This window comes from Thauera humireducens (assembly GCF_001051995.2).
GTDB classification, from domain to species: domain Bacteria; phylum Pseudomonadota; class Gammaproteobacteria; order Burkholderiales; family Rhodocyclaceae; genus Thauera; species Thauera humireducens.
Genome location: NZ_CP014646.1, coordinates 494,662 through 512,320, shown reverse-complemented (window position 1 = coordinate 512,320; position 17,659 = coordinate 494,662). Strand labels below are relative to the sequence as shown.

The 17,659-nt window shown below is 67.8% G+C and carries 17 protein-coding genes; 10 read left to right on the top strand and 7 right to left on the bottom strand.

What is annotated here, in order from left to right; translation table 11 throughout:
* Positions 1 to 207: 207 nt before the first annotated feature.
* The 4 genes from AC731_RS02430 to AC731_RS02415 all read left to right on the top strand — a co-directional run bounded on the left by AC731_RS02430 (position 208) and on the right by AC731_RS02415 (position 3,967).
* Positions 208 to 1,245, top strand: coding sequence for an IS5 family transposase (locus AC731_RS02430; protein ID WP_048709013.1), 1,038 nt, complete (start codon positions 208 to 210; stop codon positions 1,243 to 1,245).
* A 487-nt stretch (positions 1,246 to 1,732) separates the two neighbouring features.
* Complete coding sequence (locus AC731_RS02425; RefSeq protein WP_038010757.1) at positions 1,733 to 2,266, top strand: hypothetical protein; 534 nt, start codon at positions 1,733 to 1,735, stop codon at positions 2,264 to 2,266.
* A gap of 229 nt (positions 2,267 to 2,495) precedes the next feature.
* Positions 2,496 to 3,737: an MFS transporter gene (locus AC731_RS02420; RefSeq protein WP_048709011.1), complete on the top strand. Its 1,242-nt coding sequence runs from the start codon at positions 2,496 to 2,498 to the stop codon at positions 3,735 to 3,737.
* The gene (locus AC731_RS02415) at positions 3,734 to 3,967 is read left to right on the top strand and encodes a hypothetical protein (protein ID WP_004253160.1); all 234 of its coding nucleotides are present in this window, start codon (positions 3,734 to 3,736) and stop codon (positions 3,965 to 3,967) included. Before AC731_RS02420 ends, AC731_RS02415 begins: the two co-directional genes overlap by 4 nt.
* On the opposite strand, the gene AC731_RS02410 is transcribed toward AC731_RS02415, so the two are convergent.
* The 3 genes from AC731_RS02410 to AC731_RS02400 all read right to left on the bottom strand — a co-directional run bounded on the left by AC731_RS02410 (position 3,946) and on the right by AC731_RS02400 (position 7,796).
* Positions 3,946 to 4,806 (bottom strand): UDP-2,3-diacylglucosamine diphosphatase, encoded by an 861-nt coding sequence (locus tag AC731_RS02410; RefSeq protein ID WP_048709009.1) that lies wholly within the window; start codon positions 4,804 to 4,806, stop codon positions 3,946 to 3,948. The two genes, AC731_RS02415 and AC731_RS02410, sit on opposite strands and share 22 nt — an antisense overlap.
* On the bottom strand, positions 4,806 to 6,038 hold the full coding sequence (locus AC731_RS02405) for a glycosyltransferase family 4 protein (protein WP_048710492.1): 1,233 nt from the start codon (positions 6,036 to 6,038) through the stop codon (positions 4,806 to 4,808). Before AC731_RS02405 ends, AC731_RS02410 begins: the two co-directional genes overlap by 1 nt.
* A 90-nt stretch (positions 6,039 to 6,128) precedes the next feature.
* On the bottom strand, positions 6,129 to 7,796 hold the full coding sequence (locus AC731_RS02400; RefSeq protein WP_237266589.1) for a L,D-transpeptidase family protein: 1,668 nt from the start codon (positions 7,794 to 7,796) through the stop codon (positions 6,129 to 6,131).
* A gap of 37 nt (positions 7,797 to 7,833) precedes the next feature.
* Between AC731_RS02400 and AC731_RS02395 the strand changes: the two genes are divergently transcribed.
* The gene (locus tag AC731_RS02395; RefSeq protein WP_048709007.1) at positions 7,834 to 8,394 is read left to right on the top strand and encodes a peptidoglycan L,D-endopeptidase MepK; all 561 of its coding nucleotides are present in this window, start codon (positions 7,834 to 7,836) and stop codon (positions 8,392 to 8,394) included.
* A gap of 105 nt (positions 8,395 to 8,499) precedes the next feature.
* Here the strand turns inward: AC731_RS02395 and AC731_RS02390 are convergent, their stop codons facing one another.
* Positions 8,500 to 8,868 carry a diacylglycerol kinase gene (locus tag AC731_RS02390; protein ID WP_004253152.1) on the bottom strand — a complete coding sequence of 123 codons (369 nt, stop codon included), beginning with the start codon at positions 8,866 to 8,868 and terminating at the stop codon, positions 8,500 to 8,502.
* Positions 8,869 to 9,044: 176 nt separating this feature from the next.
* Between AC731_RS02390 and AC731_RS02385 the strand changes: the two genes are divergently transcribed.
* The gene (locus tag AC731_RS02385) at positions 9,045 to 11,408 is read left to right on the top strand and encodes a serine/threonine protein kinase (RefSeq protein ID WP_048709005.1); all 2,364 of its coding nucleotides are present in this window, start codon (positions 9,045 to 9,047) and stop codon (positions 11,406 to 11,408) included.
* A 28-nt stretch (positions 11,409 to 11,436) separates the two neighbouring features.
* On the opposite strand, the gene AC731_RS02380 is transcribed toward AC731_RS02385, so the two are convergent.
* Positions 11,437 to 12,573, bottom strand: coding sequence for a PQQ-dependent sugar dehydrogenase (locus tag AC731_RS02380; RefSeq protein ID WP_082794227.1), 1,137 nt, complete (start codon positions 12,571 to 12,573; stop codon positions 11,437 to 11,439).
* A 101-nt stretch (positions 12,574 to 12,674) separates the two neighbouring features.
* Here AC731_RS02380 and AC731_RS02375 point away from each other — a divergent pair, with 101 nt between their 5' ends.
* From AC731_RS02375 to AC731_RS02365, 3 genes are all read left to right on the top strand, one after another.
* Positions 12,675 to 13,016 (top strand): VanZ family protein, encoded by a 342-nt coding sequence (locus AC731_RS02375; RefSeq protein ID WP_048709003.1) that lies wholly within the window; start codon positions 12,675 to 12,677, stop codon positions 13,014 to 13,016.
* Positions 13,017 to 13,109: 93 nt separating this feature from the next.
* Entirely contained in the window at positions 13,110 to 15,089 is a 1,980-nt protein-coding gene (locus tag AC731_RS02370; protein ID WP_048709002.1) for a peptidase U32 family protein, read from the top strand.
* A gap of 11 nt (positions 15,090 to 15,100) precedes the next feature.
* Positions 15,101 to 15,487, top strand: a complete 387-nt coding sequence (locus tag AC731_RS02365; RefSeq protein WP_004253131.1) for a thioredoxin family protein — start codon at positions 15,101 to 15,103, stop codon at positions 15,485 to 15,487.
* Between the two features lie 29 nt (positions 15,488 to 15,516).
* Here AC731_RS02365 and AC731_RS02360 read toward each other — a convergent pair whose 3' ends face one another.
* Positions 15,517 to 16,503 carry a magnesium transporter gene (locus tag AC731_RS02360; protein ID WP_237266588.1) on the bottom strand — a complete coding sequence of 329 codons (987 nt, stop codon included), beginning with the start codon at positions 16,501 to 16,503 and terminating at the stop codon, positions 15,517 to 15,519.
* Positions 16,504 to 16,770: 267 nt separating this feature from the next.
* On the opposite strand from AC731_RS02360, the gene AC731_RS02355 reads away from it, so the two are divergent.
* A complete protein-coding gene (locus tag AC731_RS02355) occupies positions 16,771 to 17,040 on the top strand; it encodes a hypothetical protein (RefSeq protein ID WP_048708998.1) in 270 nt (89 codons plus the stop codon).
* A gap of 21 nt (positions 17,041 to 17,061) precedes the next feature.
* On the opposite strand, the gene AC731_RS02350 is transcribed toward AC731_RS02355, so the two are convergent.
* The gene (locus tag AC731_RS02350; RefSeq protein WP_004253123.1) at positions 17,062 to 17,535 is read right to left on the bottom strand and encodes a CreA family protein; all 474 of its coding nucleotides are present in this window, start codon (positions 17,533 to 17,535) and stop codon (positions 17,062 to 17,064) included.
* Between the last annotated feature and the right edge of the window lie 124 nt (positions 17,536 to 17,659).

Below are 17,659 nucleotides of genomic sequence, written 5' to 3'. Positions count from 1 at the left end.
ATTATGACCGTTTCTTTGCAGGCAGCCTGAGCGCGGCCATAAAGACCGCGCTGACACGCCACGCCCCGCCGCTGCCTATTTGTGAGGCATCAGCGTCGTTCCCAGGACGGCCGCGCCCTGCTGGCACTTATCCGGGCGCCTCGAAAAACCTCCGTCTCGCCCGCCCTTGGTAAAATTACGACGCCCTGAACGCCGCAGGCTGCACCGATGAAACCGCGTAGCGCTATCAAGACTGACCTGTTCGCTGACGAACACCACCGCAAGAAGCTCGACTCGCTGGGCGACCCGCTGGCCGACATCGAGTCGCACATCGACTTTGTGGCGTTGGCGGCCGAGGTGGATGAGGTTGCGCCGCGCCCGGCGAGCGCGCAGGGCGGGCGTCCGCCGTACCCGACCGAGACGATGGTACGGATCCTGGTGCTCAAGCGTCTGTACAACCTGTCCGATGAGCAGATGGAGTACCAACTGCTCGACCGCATGAGCTACAAGCGCTTCTGCGGACTGGTGAACGCGACCCACGTGCCGGACCGCACCACGGTGTGGATGTTCGAGAACCGGATCGGTGAAGCGGGCGCCAAGGCGCTCTTTGACGGAGTCTCGGCGCAGCTGTTGAAGCAGGGTTTCATCGCGCGCGGCGGTCAGATCATCGACGCCACCTTGGTCCCCGCCCCCAAGCAGCACAACAGCCGAGGCGAGAAGGCGCTGATCGAGCAAGGTGCGATGCCCGCCGACTGGAAGCCTGCGAAGCGGCGCCAGAAGGACATCAACGCGACCTGGACGAAGAAGCACGGCAAGAGCCACTTCGGCTACAAGCTCTCGATCAACGTCGACAAGAAATACAAGATCATTCGCCGAATCGAGACCGACACGGCGAGTACGCACGACAGCCAGCACTTCGACAACGTCTTCGATGCGGGCAACACGAGTCGGGACGTCTATGCCGACCGAGGCTACCCGTCCGAGGCGCGTGAAGCCTGGCTCAAAGAGAAGGGCTTCCGGAATCAGATCCAGAGGAAGGGCAAACGCAACAAGCCGCTGTCCGAGTGCCAGCAGCGGCGTAACCAGCGCATCGCCAAAACGCGCGTCCGGGTCGAGCATGTATTTGCCGCCATCGAGCAGATGGGCGGCAAGTTGCTGCGCACCATCGGTCAGGCGCGGGCGAACTTTGCGATGATGATGATGGCCGCCTGCTACAACTTGAAGCGGCTGGTCTACTTCCGGAAGGCCGGCATCGAGGCCTTCTGACGCCCGAAATGGGCCGAATCGCCGATGCCCGGGACGATTCGAGGCAAAAACGAGGCAACCCCGCCGAGAAACGCGGTGGTTTGCCAAAGAAATTGGGTCGAATTCGTTCGCGGTCATCATTGCGCGGCGGGATTCACTGAAAACCTCGGGTTATTCGAGGTCCCCATCCACAAGTCGCCCCACAAGCCTGTCCCCACCGGCTGGGGAAAACCTGCCATGCCGGTGGCGCCTCGACATCGTGATTCCGGCAGGCTTGCACGAACGCAATAACTGTATAAACTTTCAGTCTCTCGGAAAGCACCCCGGATAGCCTCACGTGAGCCAACTCAGTCTTGCCCTCCCAGACGCAGTCATGCCCGCACCCACGGCCCGGCCCGCACGGACTCGCGCAGCGTCCAGGCTTGCCGCCCCGCCTGCGACGTCCCCGCAGCCGCGCCTGATCGCGCACGACGCCATCGACTCCACCCCGACTCCAGCCCCAGGCCCCATGCAGCACACAGACCTCCCCGCCCCCACTGATTCAACCGATGCCGCACAGGACAGTTCCAACACCGCGATTCGCGAAGACCGGTTGTGGCACGACAACGGCTGGACCGCACGCGTCGTCAAGAACGAGGATGACGACGGCTGGGCCGTCGAGATGTTCAAGGACGGCGAGCCCGAACCCGCCCTCGTCGGCCCCTGGACCATGGGACGGGACAAGAAGAACCCCAAGCCGCTCGACCAGTCCGCTTTCAACACCTTGGTCAAGACGGCGACCGAGGTGCTGCAGCGCCACGCGCAACAGGCACACGCAGCCCTGCACAAGCGCCTGACGGTGTTCGCGCTCGAACGCCAGTGGGAAATCCGGCTCGACATCACGCCCGACGAATACGAGCCCTTTGCCACGCTCAGCGCCATCGACGACGAAGGCGAGGAAGTGGCGCAGGAGCGCGTTCGGCCGGACTTCCGGCTCACCAATGCCGAGGCTGTCAGGTGGATCGCGGGCGGCTTTCCGCGCCTGGGTCGCGACGAGGACTGACAAGTCGAAGGCCGTTGCACGCAAGCACGCTGACTGCGGCCTCGCTCGGCAATGCCGGACCCGCGCCGCATCGCGACGCGCTGGAAACGGACGGATTCGGCGAGGCATAACGGCTTGAGGCGCACGCTGGCTGCGCGTGCCCGGGGCGGAAGCCCTTTCCCCTCGGGCCGGGCTTGGGCACGGTGCGGTCAGCGTATCATTGGGCGCTTACCGTCCCGCCTCTTCCTCCATGGCCGCTCCTTCCACCGCCTCCGATGGCATCGCCCCGGTACGGACGCTCGCTCCGCTCCTGCTGCTGTTCGGACTGATGCTGCCGGTGACCGGGATGGTGCCGGTGCTGTCGGAGTTCACCGCACAGCGCTTCGCCGGCCTGAGCCAGTTCGCCAGCCACTTCTTCATGTCCATCAACATGATCGGTGCGCTGCTGGGCGCACCGATCGCCGGTCTGCTGTCCGACCGCCTCGGCCGGCGCAAGGCGTTCGCCGTCGCTGCGCTGGCCCTGAACGGCCTGACGCTGCTCGGTATTGCCCTCGCCTACCGCCACATCGACAGCTACGCCCTGCTGCTGTCCCTGCGCCTCATCGAAGGCTTCGCCCACATGTCCGCGCTGTCGCTGCTGATGGCGCTGGGCGCCGACCACGTCGGGCGCGGCGGGCTGGGCGGACGCATGGGTGCGATCGGCGCAGCGATCAGCCTCGGCGTGGCCACTGGCGCACCGCTGGGCGGCGTGATCGGCGGCATCGACCCGGCGTGGGTGCCGCTGGGTGGCGGCCTGCTGTCGGTGGCACTGGCCGGCCTCGGCGCCATCGCCTTGCAGGACAGCGGCGGCGCCCGCCCCCGCCTCGCGATCGGCGAGATCCTCGCCACGCTGCGCACCCGCCGGGCCCTGGCGATCCCGCTCGCCTTCTCGTTTGCCGACCGGCTCACGGTCGGCTTCATCGTGTCGACGCTGTCACTCTATCTCGGGCTCACCCTCGGCTTCGATGCACGCGCCATCGGCGGTGCGATGGCGGCCTTCCTGATTCCGTTCTCGCTGCTGACCTGGCCAGCCGGCCACCTGTCGCGCCACTGGGATCCGCTGCTGATGATGGTCGCGGGCAGCGTGCTGTACGGCGTCTTTCTCGGCGCGCTGGTCTTCGTGCCGCCGGACTGGGTGGTCGGCACGATGGCCGCCGGCGGCGTCATCGCCGCGCTGATGTACGCGCCCTCGCTGGTGCTGGCGGCGCATTACGGTGGCGAGGACTGCCGCGCCAGCGCATTGGCCGCGTTCAACATGGCGGGGTCACTCGGCTTCGCTGCCGGACCGCTCATCAGCAGTCTGCTGCTGGCGTTCTACGGCCAATTCTCCGCCAACCCCAATGCCCCGGTGTTCATCACCATCGGCGCCATCGAGGTCGTCCTGGCGCTGGCGGTCCTCTTCATCGCGCGCCGCGGCAGGCTGCGGGCCCACCCTGCCCTGGAATCCCGATGAAGCTTTCCCGCCTCTGGCAACCCCGCAATCCGGCCTTCTGGATGATGGTGGTGCTCAATGTGATGTCGTCGGTTCTGGCCTGGATCCTGCGCACCTACCCCCTCGTGCCGCTGGCGATGATCGTGGTGGCGGGCTTTGCGCTGGTCAATGCCTGGCTCGGCATCCGCCTTGCCGTCGGGCTAATGCGCGAGCCCCCGGCAGCGCGCGATCAGACGTCGGGAGTGAGATAGAGGCGCTCGAGTTCGAGCACGGACTTCGCCGCAGTCGCCGGCTCCGCCGGCTGCGCGGCGGGCACGGAAACGCCGGGCTCGTCCGGGCGCGCCTGGGGCACGGCCTGCGCGCCCCACTGCAACACCTCGATTCGGCCGTCGTAGTGCTCCACAACGGCACTGCAGGTGTCGACCCAGTCGCCGCAGTTCAGGTAACGCACGTTGCCGATGCGGCGGTCGGCCGCCCAGTGGATGTGACCACAGATCACGCCATCGACCCCGCGCTGCTGGGCCGCGTGTGCGACCGCATCCTCGAAGTCGAAGATGAAGCTGACCGCGCGCTTCACCTTCTGTTTCGCGTAGCCCGCCAGCGACCAGTAGCCAGGGATGCGCAACAGGCGGCGCACGCGCGACAGCATCAGGTTCAGCCGCACCAGCGCGTTGTAGGCCACGTCGCCCAGCACGGCCACCCAGCGGTGGTGGCGCGTGACCTGGTCGTACTCGTCGCCGTGGATCAGCCAGTAGCGGCGACCGTCGATGGTCTCGTGGATCCACTCGCTCTCGACGCGGATGTCGCCGAACGCGATGCCGGCGTACTCGCGCAGGGTCTCGTCGTGATTGCCCGGGATGAAGAACACCTTGTCGCCATGCCGCGCGCGCCGCAGCACCTTCTGCACCACCGTGTTGTGCGCGGGCGCCCACTGCACGCTGCGGCTCATCGCCCAGAAGTCGATGATGTCGCCCAGCAGGTAGAGGTACTCCGACTCGTACTCCTTCAGGAAGGCATGCAGGCGGTCGGCCTGGCTCGCCCGCGTGCCCAGATGCACATCGGAGATGAAGATCGCTCGAACGGCTGGCATCAGCTTTCCGCCTCCTGCGTACGCAACACGGTCTTGCCATCGCGGGCACCGACGCCACCGCGCCAGACGCGCACCAGCGCTTCGGCAAAATGGTCGTTCACCCGCTCCCAGTCGATGCCCTCCGCGCTGCGCCGCGCCTCGCGGCCGATCTCGGTGCGCAGTTCATCCGCACAGGCCAGTTGCACCGCACGTTCGATGAAGCCGTCCTCGTCACCGCAACGCAGCACAGCGCCGTTGTGCAGATCGTGGATCACTTCGGCCGCCGCGGCGTAGTCGTAGGCGACGGTGCATAGCCCGCTCGCCATGCCTTCCAGCGTGACGTTGCCGAAGGTCTCGGTGAGGCTGGGGAAAAGGAAGAGGTCGGCCGACGCATAGTGCGCCGCCAGATCCTCGCCGTGGCGCATGCCGGCGAGCACCGCCTGCGGACATTCGCGCGCGAGCGCCTCGCGCATCGGGCCGTCGCCGACCACCACCATGCGCGCATCGGGCCGCTGCTGGCGGATCGCCGCGAACGCGCGCAGGGTCAGGCCCAGGTTCTTTTCGGGCGCAAGGCGGCCGACGCTGACCACGGCAAGACCGCCGGGCGCCACACCCCACTGCGCGCGCAGTTCGTCGCTGCGACGGGCGGGCGAATACAGCGTCGTATCCACCCCGCGCGAGATCACCTCGACCCGCTCGTAACCCTGACCGGCGAGCGCGTGGGCCAGTTCGCCGGTCGGTACGAAGGTGGCGGCAGTGCGGTTGTGGAAGCGGCGCAGATAGGCCGCAACGGGCTGGCGCAGCCAACCCACGCCGTAGTGCGCACTGTAGTGGTCGAAGTTGGTGTGGAAATCGGAGGTCACCGGCAGCCGAAGCTTGGCGGCGGCAGAGACCGCGGTCCAGCCGAGCGGCCCCTCGGTGGCGACATGCACCAGATCGGGCCGTTGCCGCGTCCAGGTTCGCACCAGCCGCGACTTGGCCGGCAGGCCGAGCTTGAGGCCGTCGTAGCGCGGCAGCTTCAGCCCGCGCGACAGCACCTCCTCCAGCGCGCCGCCCCGCAGTGCCACGTCGCCAGGCGTCTGCTTCGGCCGCACCAGTTGCACGCTGTGGCCGCGCTTGATCAGGCCATCGACCATGCGCTTGAGCGTCATTGCCACGCCGTTGACTTCCGGCGGCCAGGTCTCGGTCACCAGGGCGATACGCAGCCGCGGATCATGACAGAGCTCTTCGGTCGTGAAATCGATCGCTTTCATGCGCCGCAGCATAGGCGGCGAAAAAGACCGCGGCGTTACGCCGGCGTGTCTGCTGCGTGACAGGGACCGGCCGCGCCAGCGACCAGCGCGTCAGCGAGGCGCGGCGTTCAAGGCGGCCAGCACCGCCGTATCGCGATCGTAGATGTCGGGGCGAAACTGGAAGCGTCCTTCATCGTCCAGGCCGGCAGTCGCATAGTGGAGCAGCACCGGGATCTCGCGCGCCACCGGCACGCTGCGGGTCTTGCCGCCCGCCAGCGCCGCCTCCAGCGCCTCGGGGGTCCAGCGCGCGGCATCGTCGAGCAGGATCAGCGCCAGCTCCTGCGGCTTCTCCAGTCGCACGCAGCCTGAACTCAGTGCGCGCGCGTCGCGCCGGAACAGCGAACGCGCGTTGGTGTCGTGCAGGTAGATCGAGTAGGGATTGGCGAGCGAAAACTTGATCCGCCCGAGCGATCCATCTGCGCCCGACGCCTGCACGATCATGTAGGGAAAACCACTGCGCCTCGCGTTCTGCCAGTCGATCAGTGCCGGATCGACCGCCTGGCCGGAACGGTCGACGACGCGCATGCGATGATCGGCGAGGTACTCCGGGTTGCGCACCACGCCCGGGATCACGTCTTCGCGCAGGATCGTCGGCGGAACCACCCACTTCGGGTTGAAGACGAGGTGCTGAACGCTGTCGAGCAAGGCCGGCGTCGCCCGCGCGGACTTGCCGACGATCACACGCGACGACCATGCAGGCAGCCCGCCGAGCCGGAGATGAGCATGGTATGCGGTGATGTCCACCAGCAGGTGATCGCCTTGCATGTCCTGCGCCACCCAGCGCAGGCGCTCGAGGTTGACGCGGATCTGGTCGACACGTTGCGCGGGGCCGATGTTGAGCGCATCGACCGTCTGCCGCCCGATGGCCGCGTCCGGCGCCAGACCGGCACGCCGCTGGAAGCGCATCACGGCTTGGGCCAGCGCGTCGTCGTAGCGCGCCGGATCGTCGCTGCCGACCAACCCGTCATCACCCTCGCCCTCGGCCGCCAACCGGGCTCGCACCGCGGGCATGCGCGCGCTGCGCTCGCCCGGCCGCAGGGTTGCGCCGCCGGGCACCTTTGGCCAGTCGCCCAAGGCCGCCAGCGCGCGATACTGCTGCAGCGCTGCGCGCAGTTCGCGATAGAGCGGCAGATCGGGCGCCTGGGCTTCCACGGCCGCCTGCAGCGACGGTCCATCAACGACGCGCGAGAGCCGCAGGGCGCGCTCAAAGGCCTGCTCCGGCACCGAGAAGTTCCACATGCGGTAGAGGCCGCGCGGATCGACCCTGCCGAAGCGAATCTGCTGCACCAGGCGGGCCAGCGTGCCCGTCAAGCGCAGCTCCCGCTCGACCTGCCGCTCGGGCGGGAGTGCGGCCACGGACAGGGACGCCTCGGCGCGCAGGCCATCGGCCTCGAACTCCGAAGGATCCAGCCCATGGTCACGCAAGGCTTCGACCGCCGCGATCAGTTCGTGGATGCGCTCGGGCCGATTCCAGACGGGCTGAAAGCCCCGTTGCCGGTAAAAGATCTGGACGGTCTCGTCGACGTCGTAGGCACCGGCCAGCAGGCCCGCCTCGATCAACGCAGGCAGCGCTGCGGCCGGCTGCCCGGCGGCGGCGCCGTCCGCCGACGCGACGCCCACGGCCAGAGTTGTCTGCGGCGCACCGATCAGGGCCACCGTCACAAGGGTCGCGACCGTTACAACTGATTTGCGCAAACCAATCCCGAGTTCGATTAGCATGCCGCCTTCAAGTGCTTGTACGGACTGAAGTTTATTCATGTTCTCACGTTCCCGCCACCACACCGTCCCGCATCGCCGTCTGTTCCTGAAAGGCCTCGCCTCGCTACCGCTGGCCCTTCCCTTTGCTTCTGCAGAGGCGGGCGACATGCTCCACCTGTCCTTTCGACACACCCACACCGACGAACGTCTCAGCACCGCGTTCCGCAACCGCCGCGGCTACATCGAGCCGGCGATCAAGCGCATGAACTGGCTGCTCCGCGACTTTCGGACCGGCGAAGTGGCCCGCATGGATCCCCGACTGTACGACATCCTCCACGCACTCAGCGTGAGCTGCGGCGGGGAGACCTTCGAAATCATCTCCGGCTACCGTTCCCCCAAGACGAACGCGATGCTGCGCAAGACCGGCGGCGGCGTCGCCAAGCGCAGCCTGCACATGGACGGCAAGGCCATCGACATCCGCCTGGTCGGTTGCGACACCGCCCGCGTGCGCGATGCGGCGATCGCCCTCGGTGCAGGCGGGGTCGGCTATTACCCTGACTCCGACTTCGTCCATATCGATACCGGCCCGGTGCGCCACTGGGGTCCCAAATCGGCTTGAGTGTGGCTTGAGTGCGGACCCGGCGCTTCCCGGCGCGGGTTCTGCGCCAGGCCATTTCGAAAGTTCGACCGGGCGCGCTGCGCCCGGTTTCATTTCCGGATCATCTCATCCGAACAGCACCAGCCCCCAGACCACGCCGACATTGAGCAGCGCGATCAGCACAGCCGCGCTGCCGATATCCTTGGCGCGCTTCGCCAGGCGGTGGCTTTCGAGCGAGATGCGGTCGACGGTGGCCTCGATGGCCGAGTTGATCAGTTCGACGATCAGCACCAGCATCACGCTGCCGATCATCAGCCCCTTCGACACGGCCCCGTCTCCAAGCCACAGCGCCAGCGGGATCAGGAGCAGCGCCAGCCAGACCTCCTGGCGAAAGGCGTCCTCGTGGCGGTAGGCCGCGCGCAGCCCGTCGAGCGAATAGTGAAAGGCGTTCCAGACGCGGCGCAGGCCGGTCTTGCCCTTGAATGGACTCTCCATTCAGCTTCTTCCAAAACGTCGCAAAGGCGGGATGATTGCACACATCCTGCGTCATTCCGGTTGCAGTCCTGCACGCGGATGCGCACGCTGGACGCCGCGGGCGAAACGTAATAGCGTGCCGCACCCAGCAACACTGCGCTGCCGGCTGCGCAAACCGGCCTTCTTTCTCCACACCCATGACACGCAAGATCGGGCGATTCGACATTCGACGCGAACTCGGGCGCGGCGCCCAGAGCATCGTCTACCTGGCCTGGGACCCCCAGCTCGAGCGCGAGGTGGCGGTGAAGACCTTGCATTTCAGCGCGGCCGAGCGGCGTGACAACGCCGCATTGCTGGCCGAGGCGCGCGCCGTCAGCCGCCTGCGCCATCCGGGCATCGTCCCGGTGTTCGAGGCGGGCGAGGAAGCCGGCGACGTCTACCTGGTGTTCGAGTACGTGCCGGGCGACAACCTCGGCACGCATCTCCAGCAGCACGGCCCCCTGCCCGCGGCCGATGCCGCGCGGCTGTGCATCGACATCCTCACCGCACTGTCGACGGCCCACGCCGAAGGCATCGTCCATCGCGACCTCAAGCCCAGCAACGTGCTGATCGACGTCGACGGCAAGCCGCGGGTCATGGACTTCGGCATCGCGCAACGCCTGGACGCCGACACCGCCGGCACCACGCTGTCGGGCACGCCCGGCTACATGGCGCCCGAGTACATCCGCAGCCGCCAGGTCGCGCCGTCCAACGACGTGTTCGCTGCCGGCGTGATGCTGGTGGAGATGATCAGCGGACGCCGCGTGATGCGTGAACGCGACCCGCAGCGCGCCCTGCAGCTCGCCGCCACCGTGCCGGTAACGCTGCCGAAGGACGCGCCGGACGTCGACGAGGCGCTTGCGGCCATCGCCCTGCGCGCCGCGGCGCTCGACCCTGCGGCCCGCTTCCAGAGCGCCGAGGACTTCCGCGTCGCCCTCGACGCGTGGCTCAATCCCCAGGAAGCACCAAGCGCACCGGCGGGCTCCGGCGCGGTCGATTTCCTGCTGCGCCGCATGCGCCACCGCGGCGACTTCCCCGCACTCTCCGAATCGGTCGCGGCGATCAACCGCATCGCCTCGAGCGAGGCCGAGAACATCGACACCCTGTCCAACCTGGTGCTGCGCGACTTCTCGCTGACGAACAAGCTGCTGCGGCTGGTGAACTCGGTGCATTACCGCCCGGCGAGCGGACGCATCAGCACGGTGTCGCGCGCCCTGGTCGTGCTCGGCTTCGACACCGTCCGCAACATCGCCATCACGGTGCTGCTGTTCGAGCACCTGCAGAACAAGTCGCATGCGGCGCTGCTGCGCGAGGAGTTCCTGCGAGCCTGCCTGGCGGGGCTGTTCGCGCGCGACCTCGCCAAGCACATGAAGACCCGCGAGCTCGAGCAGGCCTACATCTGTTCGATCTTCCACAGCCTCGGGCGTCTGCTGTGCCAGTACTACTTTCCGGAAGAGTCCGAGGACATCCGCCGCGTGATGACGCAGCACGACTACCGCGAGGATGTGGCCGCCCAGCGCGTGCTGGGCGTGAGCTTCGAGGACCTGGGCATCGGCCTCGCACGCAGCTGGGGCTTTCCGCAGGTGATTCTCGAGAGCATGCGCAAGCTGCCCGCGGGCGCGGTGCGCCGGCCGGCGACCCAGGAAGACCGGCTGCGCGCCTTGTCGGCGGTTGCCAACGAATACTGCGACGCGGTCGCGCACCTCGCCCCGGCCGAACGCGACAAGGCGATGAAAGCCATCGCGGGTCGCTTTGCCGATGCGGTGCCGGTCGAGCTGAAGGCGGTGCGCGAGCTCATGCAGGCCGCGGTGCAGGAGATCGAGAACTTCGCCCAGATCATCAAGATCAACCTGCGCCAGACCCGCATCGGCCGCAATCTCGCAAGCTTCGACAGCGAGGAGACCCTGATCCACCCGCACGCGACCACCGAGACGCAGATGCCTTCGGAGGCGGTGCTCGAACAGAAGTCGGTGGCCGAAGCGGCGCTGGCCGGCGAGAAACCGGCCGACCCGCAGGCCGTGCTCAGCTCGGGTATCCAGGACATCAGCAACACGCTGGTCGAGGACTTCAAGCTCAACGACGTGCTGCGCATCATCCTCGAGACGATGTACCGCGCGATGGGCTTCAAGCGCGTGCTGCTGTGCGTGCGCGATGCGCGCAGCAACGAGATGACCGGCCGCTTCGGCTTCGGCCCCGGCGCGACCGAACTCGCCCGTCACCTGCGCTTCAGCCTGTCGGCCCACCCGGACAACGTCTTCAACGTCGCCACGGCGAAGGGGGTGGACATCCTGATCGAGGACATCGACGAGACGAAGATCGCCGCGCGCATCCCCGCCTGGTACCGGAGAAACGTGCCCTCGCGCACCTTCGTGCTGTTCCCGCTGATGATCAAGGGCCGGCCGGTGGGAATGATCTACGCCGACAAGGACAATGCCGGCGAGATCGAGATCAGCGAGCAGGAGCTGGCCCTGCTGCGTACCCTGCGCAACCAGGCGGTGATGGCGATCAAGCAGGCCGGCTGACGAACGGCGGGCCTGGCTTCACGCCGGCTCAGGCCGGGTCGATCCGCAACACGCGTCCGCCGCTCTCGTCCAGCAGCCACAGCCGGCCGTCCGGCCCCTCGCGCACGTCGCGCACGCGGTGGCCCAGTTCGATGCGCTCCTCGTGCACCACCTTGTCCCCGTCGAGCACCAGGCGCGCGATCAACTGGAACTTGAGCGCGCCAACGAAAAGATTCCCCTTCCACTGCGGGAACACATCGCCGGTGTAGAAGCTCATGCCCGAGGGCGCGATCGACGGCGTCCATTGCGTCACCGGCGGCTCCACGTCCGGCCGTGTCGTGCCCTCGCCGATCTTCGTGCCGATCACGTATTCACGCCCGTAGGTGATGTCCGGCCAGCCGTAGTTGCGCCCGGACAGGACGCGGTTGAGCTCGTCGCCGCCCTGGGGGCCGTGCTCGTGCGCCCACAGCTCGCCGGTCACCGGATGCAGCGCTGCGCCCTGCACGTTGCGGTGGCCGTAGGACCACACCTCGGGCCGCGCGCCCTCCCGCTGCACAAAGGGGTTGTCGGCCGGCACGCTGCCATCGGGCCGGATGCGGACGACCTTGCCGATGTGGCTGTCCAGCGCCTGCACACGGTCGCGCGAATGGAAGCGGTCGCCCAGCGTCACGAAGAGGTTGCCCGCGCGGTCGAACACCAGACGCGAGCCCCAGTGGTGGCTGCCCGAGGGGTCTTCGTTCTGCGCGAAGATGATCTTGACGTCCTCCAGCCTCAGGCGCTCGAGGTCCAGCCGTGCCCGCGCCACTGCCGTACGGGCACCGCCCGCGGTCGGTTCGGCGAACGAAAACACGATCGTCCGGTCAGTGCCGAAGTCCGGACTGAGCGCCACGTCGAGCAAACCGCCTTGTCCGCGGGCATGCACCGGTGGCACGCCGGCAATGGGTGCGGACAGCGACCCGTCGCGTGCGACGAGCCGCATGCGCCCTGGCCGCTCGGTCACGAGCAGCCGGCCATCCGGCAGGAAGGCCAGCGCCCAGGGCGTATCGAGCCCGTGCGCAACTTCGGTCACACGCAGGGGCCCCGTTTCCGACTGAAGCACCCGGTCCGCCGCCCAGCCCGGCACGGACAGCCCCAGGCCGAACACCAGCCCCGCCGACAGGACAATCCTGTGAATGATCTTCATCATGCGCTCCTCCCTGTTAGCGGCGCTTTTCGCCGGCCTCGGCCCCGCCCGCGGCCCACGCACCCCGAACCGCCTGGCGTTCGGGAACGATTCTAGGACTCTTCATGACCTCATCCGTTCGCACCCTGATTCGAATCGCCTTCGTGCTGGCGCTGGTCGCCGTATTCTGGCTCGCCCTGATGCCCGCGCCGGATGTGGCCAGGCTCGTGTCGTGGCAGGACAAGATCGAGCATGCCGTCCTGTTCGCCGCGCTGGCGCTGTTCGCGCTGGTGGCGTGGCCGACGAGACCGGTCGCCATCGCCCTTGGCCTCCTGCTGTATGGCGCAGCGATGGAGCTGGCCCAGTCCCAGACCGGGCACCGTTTCGGCGACCCCTGGGACTGGCTCGCCGATGCGGTCGGGCTGCTCGTGCTGCTGCCGGCCTGGCTGCGCAGCCAGCGGCGCTGAGACACGGTCCGCTCGTCAAGAACCGGGCCTATTGCTATCATCGCGCCCTTTCCAATCAAGCGCTTGCGACAGACACGCGCCCGAGCCGCCCCCATGAGCCATCCCCGTCACACCCTCGAGCTCCTCGCCCCGGCCAAGACCGCCGACTTCGGCATCGAGGCCATCAACCACGGCGCGGATGCGGTGTACATCGGCGGCCCGGCCTTCGGCGCACGCTCTTCGGCGGACAACACGGTGGAAGACATCGCCCGCCTGGTGCAGCACGCTCACCGTTACCACGCCGAGGTCTTCGTCGCCACCAACACCATCCTGTTCGATGCCGAACTGGAACCGGCGCACAAGCTCATCTGGCAGCTCTACGATGCGGGCGTCGACGCGCTGATCGTGCAGGACATGGGCCTGCTCGAGCTCGACCTGCCGCCAATCCAGCTCCATGCCAGCACGCAGACCGACATCCGCGACGCCAGCAAGGCGCGCTTCCTGCAGGACGTGGGCTTCTCGCAGATCGTGCTGGCGCGCGAACTGTCGCTCAATGACGTGAAGAAGATCGCCGCGGCCACCACCTGCCAACTTGAGTACTTCGTGCACGGCGCACTGTGCGTGGCGTTTTCCGGCCAGTGCTACATCAGCCACGCCCACACCGGGCGCAGCGCCAACCGCGGCGAATGCTCGCAGGCCTGCCGCCTGCCCTACGACCTCAAGGATAAGGACGGCAACACCATCGCCAGCCAGCAGCACATGCTGTCGATGAAGGACAACAACCAGAGCGCCAACCTGCGCGCGCTGGCCGCGGCCGGCATCAGCTCGTTCAAGATCGAGGGCCGCTACAAGGACCTCTCCTACGTCAAGAACATCACCGCGCACTACCGCACACTGCTCGACGAGATCATCGAGCACCCGGACGCCGACGGCCCGGCGTATCGCCGCGCCTCGAGCGGTCGCACCACCTTCCTGTTCACCCCGCAGGCGGACAAGACCTTCAACCGCGGCTACACCGACTACTTCGCCAACGATCGCCAGCACGGCATCGAGGCCTTCGAGTCGCCCAAGTTCGTGGGCGAGCCGATCGGCCGGGTGACGAAGATCGACACCAAGGGCCGCAAGTTCTTCGATGTCGAGCGCAGCTCGCCCATCCACAACGCCGACGGCCTGACCTGGTACACGCCCAAGGGCGAACTCACCGGCCTGCGGGTGAACCGCTCGGAGCCCAACGGCGGCGGCGAGGGCATCGACCGCATCTTCCCGTCCGACGCGCTGCCGGCCGAACTGGTGCCGGGCACCTCGGTGTTCCGCAACCACGACCACGCGTTCGAGCGTGCGCTGGAAAAGAAGTCCGCCGAGCGCCGCCTCCGCGTCGACGCGCAGCTCGCCGTCACCGGTGACGGCCTGGCGCTGACGCTGCGCGACGAGGACGGCGTCAGCGCCACCGCGACGCTCGCCGCCGCCCTCGAGCCGGCGCAGAACGCCGAGCGCGCGCTCGCCACGCTGCACGAGCACCTCGGCAAGCTGGGCAACACCATCTTCACCCTCGACGCGATCACGCTCGACCTGCCCACCGTGCCCTTCCTGCCCGCCGGCCAGCTCAACGCGCTGCGCCGCGAGGCCGTGGAACGCCTGGAAGCCGCCCGCATCGCGGCCCACGCGCGCCCGCCGCGCGCCGCCGCGGTCGAGCCGCCGGTGCCCTACCCGCAGGACGCGCTGAGCTACCTCGCCAACGTGCTCAACGACAAGGCGCGCGTCTTTTACGCCAGGCACGGCGTCAAGCTCATCGACGCGGCCTTCGAAGAGAACCAGGAGACCGACGACGTCTCGCTGATGATCACCAAGCACTGCCTGCGCTACAGCTTCAACCTGTGCCCGAAGGAAGTGAAAGGCATCCGCCCCGACCCGATGCAGCTGGTCAACGGCAACGAGACGCTGACCCTGCGCTTCGACTGCAAGCGCTGCGAGATGCACGTCGTCGGCGCGATGAAGCCGCACATCACGAAGATGCGCGACACCGTGGTGGCCCAGAAGGTCAGTTTCTTCCCGAGCAAGCCGGGCAGCGACAAGACCGCAGCAGCACGGAACTGAACCCCGCCCCCATGTCCGCCCTGCACCCGATCCAGAGCCTTCCCGCTCACCCGCGCCTTGCCGACGGGCCGGTGATCGTCATCGCGCTCTGCGCCGACTGGTGCGGAACCTGCCGCGAGTTCCAGCCCGTGCTGGAGCGCATCGCGCTCGCCCATCCCGAGATGGTGTTCGCCTGGGCCGACATCGAGGACGATGCCGAGCTGGTGGGCGACATCGAACTCGACAGCTTCCCGACCCTCGCGATCTTCCACCACGGCACACCGCTGCACTTCGGCGCATCCCTGCCCCTGGAGCCCGTGGTCACGCGCCTGATCCGCAGCGCGGCCGCCACACCCGCGGGCGCGCCGCGCGACATCCCGGCCGAGGTGCTCGAGCTCGGCGCACGCCTGGCCGGCTGAACGCCGGTGCCCGCCGCAGTCCCTTGCCGTCAGCCGACGATCAGGCTGACCACGACGAAATAGGTCAGCAGCGTCAGGAGGTCCTGGATGATGGTGGACATCGGCCCGCTGCCGTAGGCGGGATCGCTGCCGAAGCGGCCGAGCAACCAGGGCAGCACCAGCCCCACGGTCGTGGCGATGCCGCCGGCCACCACCAGGGCTACCGCGACCGCAACCGCCAGGTGGACGCTGCCGAACACGAGCCACACGGCGGGAAAGGTCAGCCCGCCCATGACCAGACCGATCAGCACGCCGGTGCGCGCCTCGCCGCCGATGATGGTGCGCATGCGGGCATGGCTCAGCGACAAGCCGCGCACCGCGACGGCCTCGGTCTGCGTGCCGATGGCGTCGGCCAGATAGACGAGGCCCGGGACGAAGAACGCAATCGCCGGATCGATCGCAAGCGCCCCTTCGAAACGCGACATGATCAGCGTCGCCAGCATGCTGCCCGCCAGCCCGAGCAGCAGCCACGGCAGGCGGTGACGCAACCGGCGCAGGGGCGGCGCCTCGATCGCCTCGCGCGCGAGCGTGGTCTCGCGCGCGATGCCGGCGAAACGGTGGAGGTCCTCGACGTGTTCGCGGCGCAGGATGTGCATCAGCGCTGCTGAGGGCACCACGCCCAGCAGCTTGCCCTTCGCATCGACCACCGGAATTGCGCTGATGGCATGGTGCAGCGCCAGCGAGGCCACCCGTTCCTGGTCGGTCGTGGCGTGCACCTTGGGAAACCCCGGCTGCACCGCGTCGCCGAGACGGCGGTCCCGCTCCAGCGCGAACAGGGCGGCCAGGGTCAGCACGCCCACCAGACGCTCGTCGTCATCGAGCACACACACGACGTCCATGCAGTCGTGGGCATGCGCGATAAGTTGGGACAGCACCTCGGCCACCGTCTGCCCGCGCCGGGCACGCGGAACGTTGGCAACGAGATAGTGCCCGGCCGTCTCGTCCGGTCCCATGCCGTCGCGCCGGGCGCCGGACACTCCGCCTCCGTGAGACGCCGACACCTCCTTCCGACGCTCGTCCGTCTCGTCCACGCCCCTGCCTCCCGCCGTTTCCTGCCCAGATGCTAGCAAAGGGCCCCGGCCCGCGAACAGCCCGAGGTCGAAACCGGCCTCCCCGCCCGCGCAGACTGCATGCGCCGCTCCGTGACAGGGCTCACACGCAGTCCAACGGCATCGGGGATTACCATTGAGTCAGACAAGACAGGCGCGAAATCCGCGCTTCAACACAAGGACCCAGAGGCCATCATGCGCCCCCAAGACCTCCTGATCGTGGAGGGTTCGCGCCACCAACCCCACGACCCCATCTGCCCCGACGGCGTAGAGATCGCGATCAACCGCGCAATCCATGCGGGTTACCGTATCGGACGCGAAGTCCTGGTCGGCCACGTCGCCGGCTGCGTGGTGGGCTACAACATCGGCCACTACGGCCGCTTCAGCGGTGCCCGCTACCCGCTGCTGGTGAACACCGAATTCGGTGTCGCCAAGTGCAGCCTGCAGGAAGTCGCCGCCGCCTGAGCGCGCTGAGACGAGCTCGGTTCAGCGCAGCTTGAGCGGTACGCTCGCGGGCAAGGGGACTGCGGTAACGTTGTTCTGCGGGCTGCCATCGATCAGCTTGTCGCTATAGACGAGGTATACCAGCGTGTTGCGCCTGGCGTCGGCCATGCGCACGATGCGCACCTTCTTGAACAGGATCGACGCGCGCTCGGAGAACACCTCCTCCTGCTTGTCCAACGGTTCCAGCAGGGTGATCTCACCCACCTGGCGGCAGGCAACCGCGGCATCGGCCGTGTCCTCGGCAAGGCCCAGCGTCCCCTTGATGCCACCCGTCCGCGCACGCGATACGTAACACGACACGCCCTTCACCTTGGGGTCGTCGAACACCTCGACCACCACCTGGTGATTGCGCCCGATGAGCTTGAATGCGGTATCGACAGCGCCGACGGTCTCGGCCTGCGCGCAGAGCGGCAATGCCAGGGCGGCGCCCAGCGCGCCGAGCAGGAAGATCTTCACGTCCGTGCATCCTTGTTGCGGAGAGCCGCCAGTATCGCATTGCGACGCGCAATTTACCCTGCATCAAGGCAGCGCCGGCGCGGCCGCGCGAGAATGCCTTTCCGATCCCGTCTTCAAGCCCCTC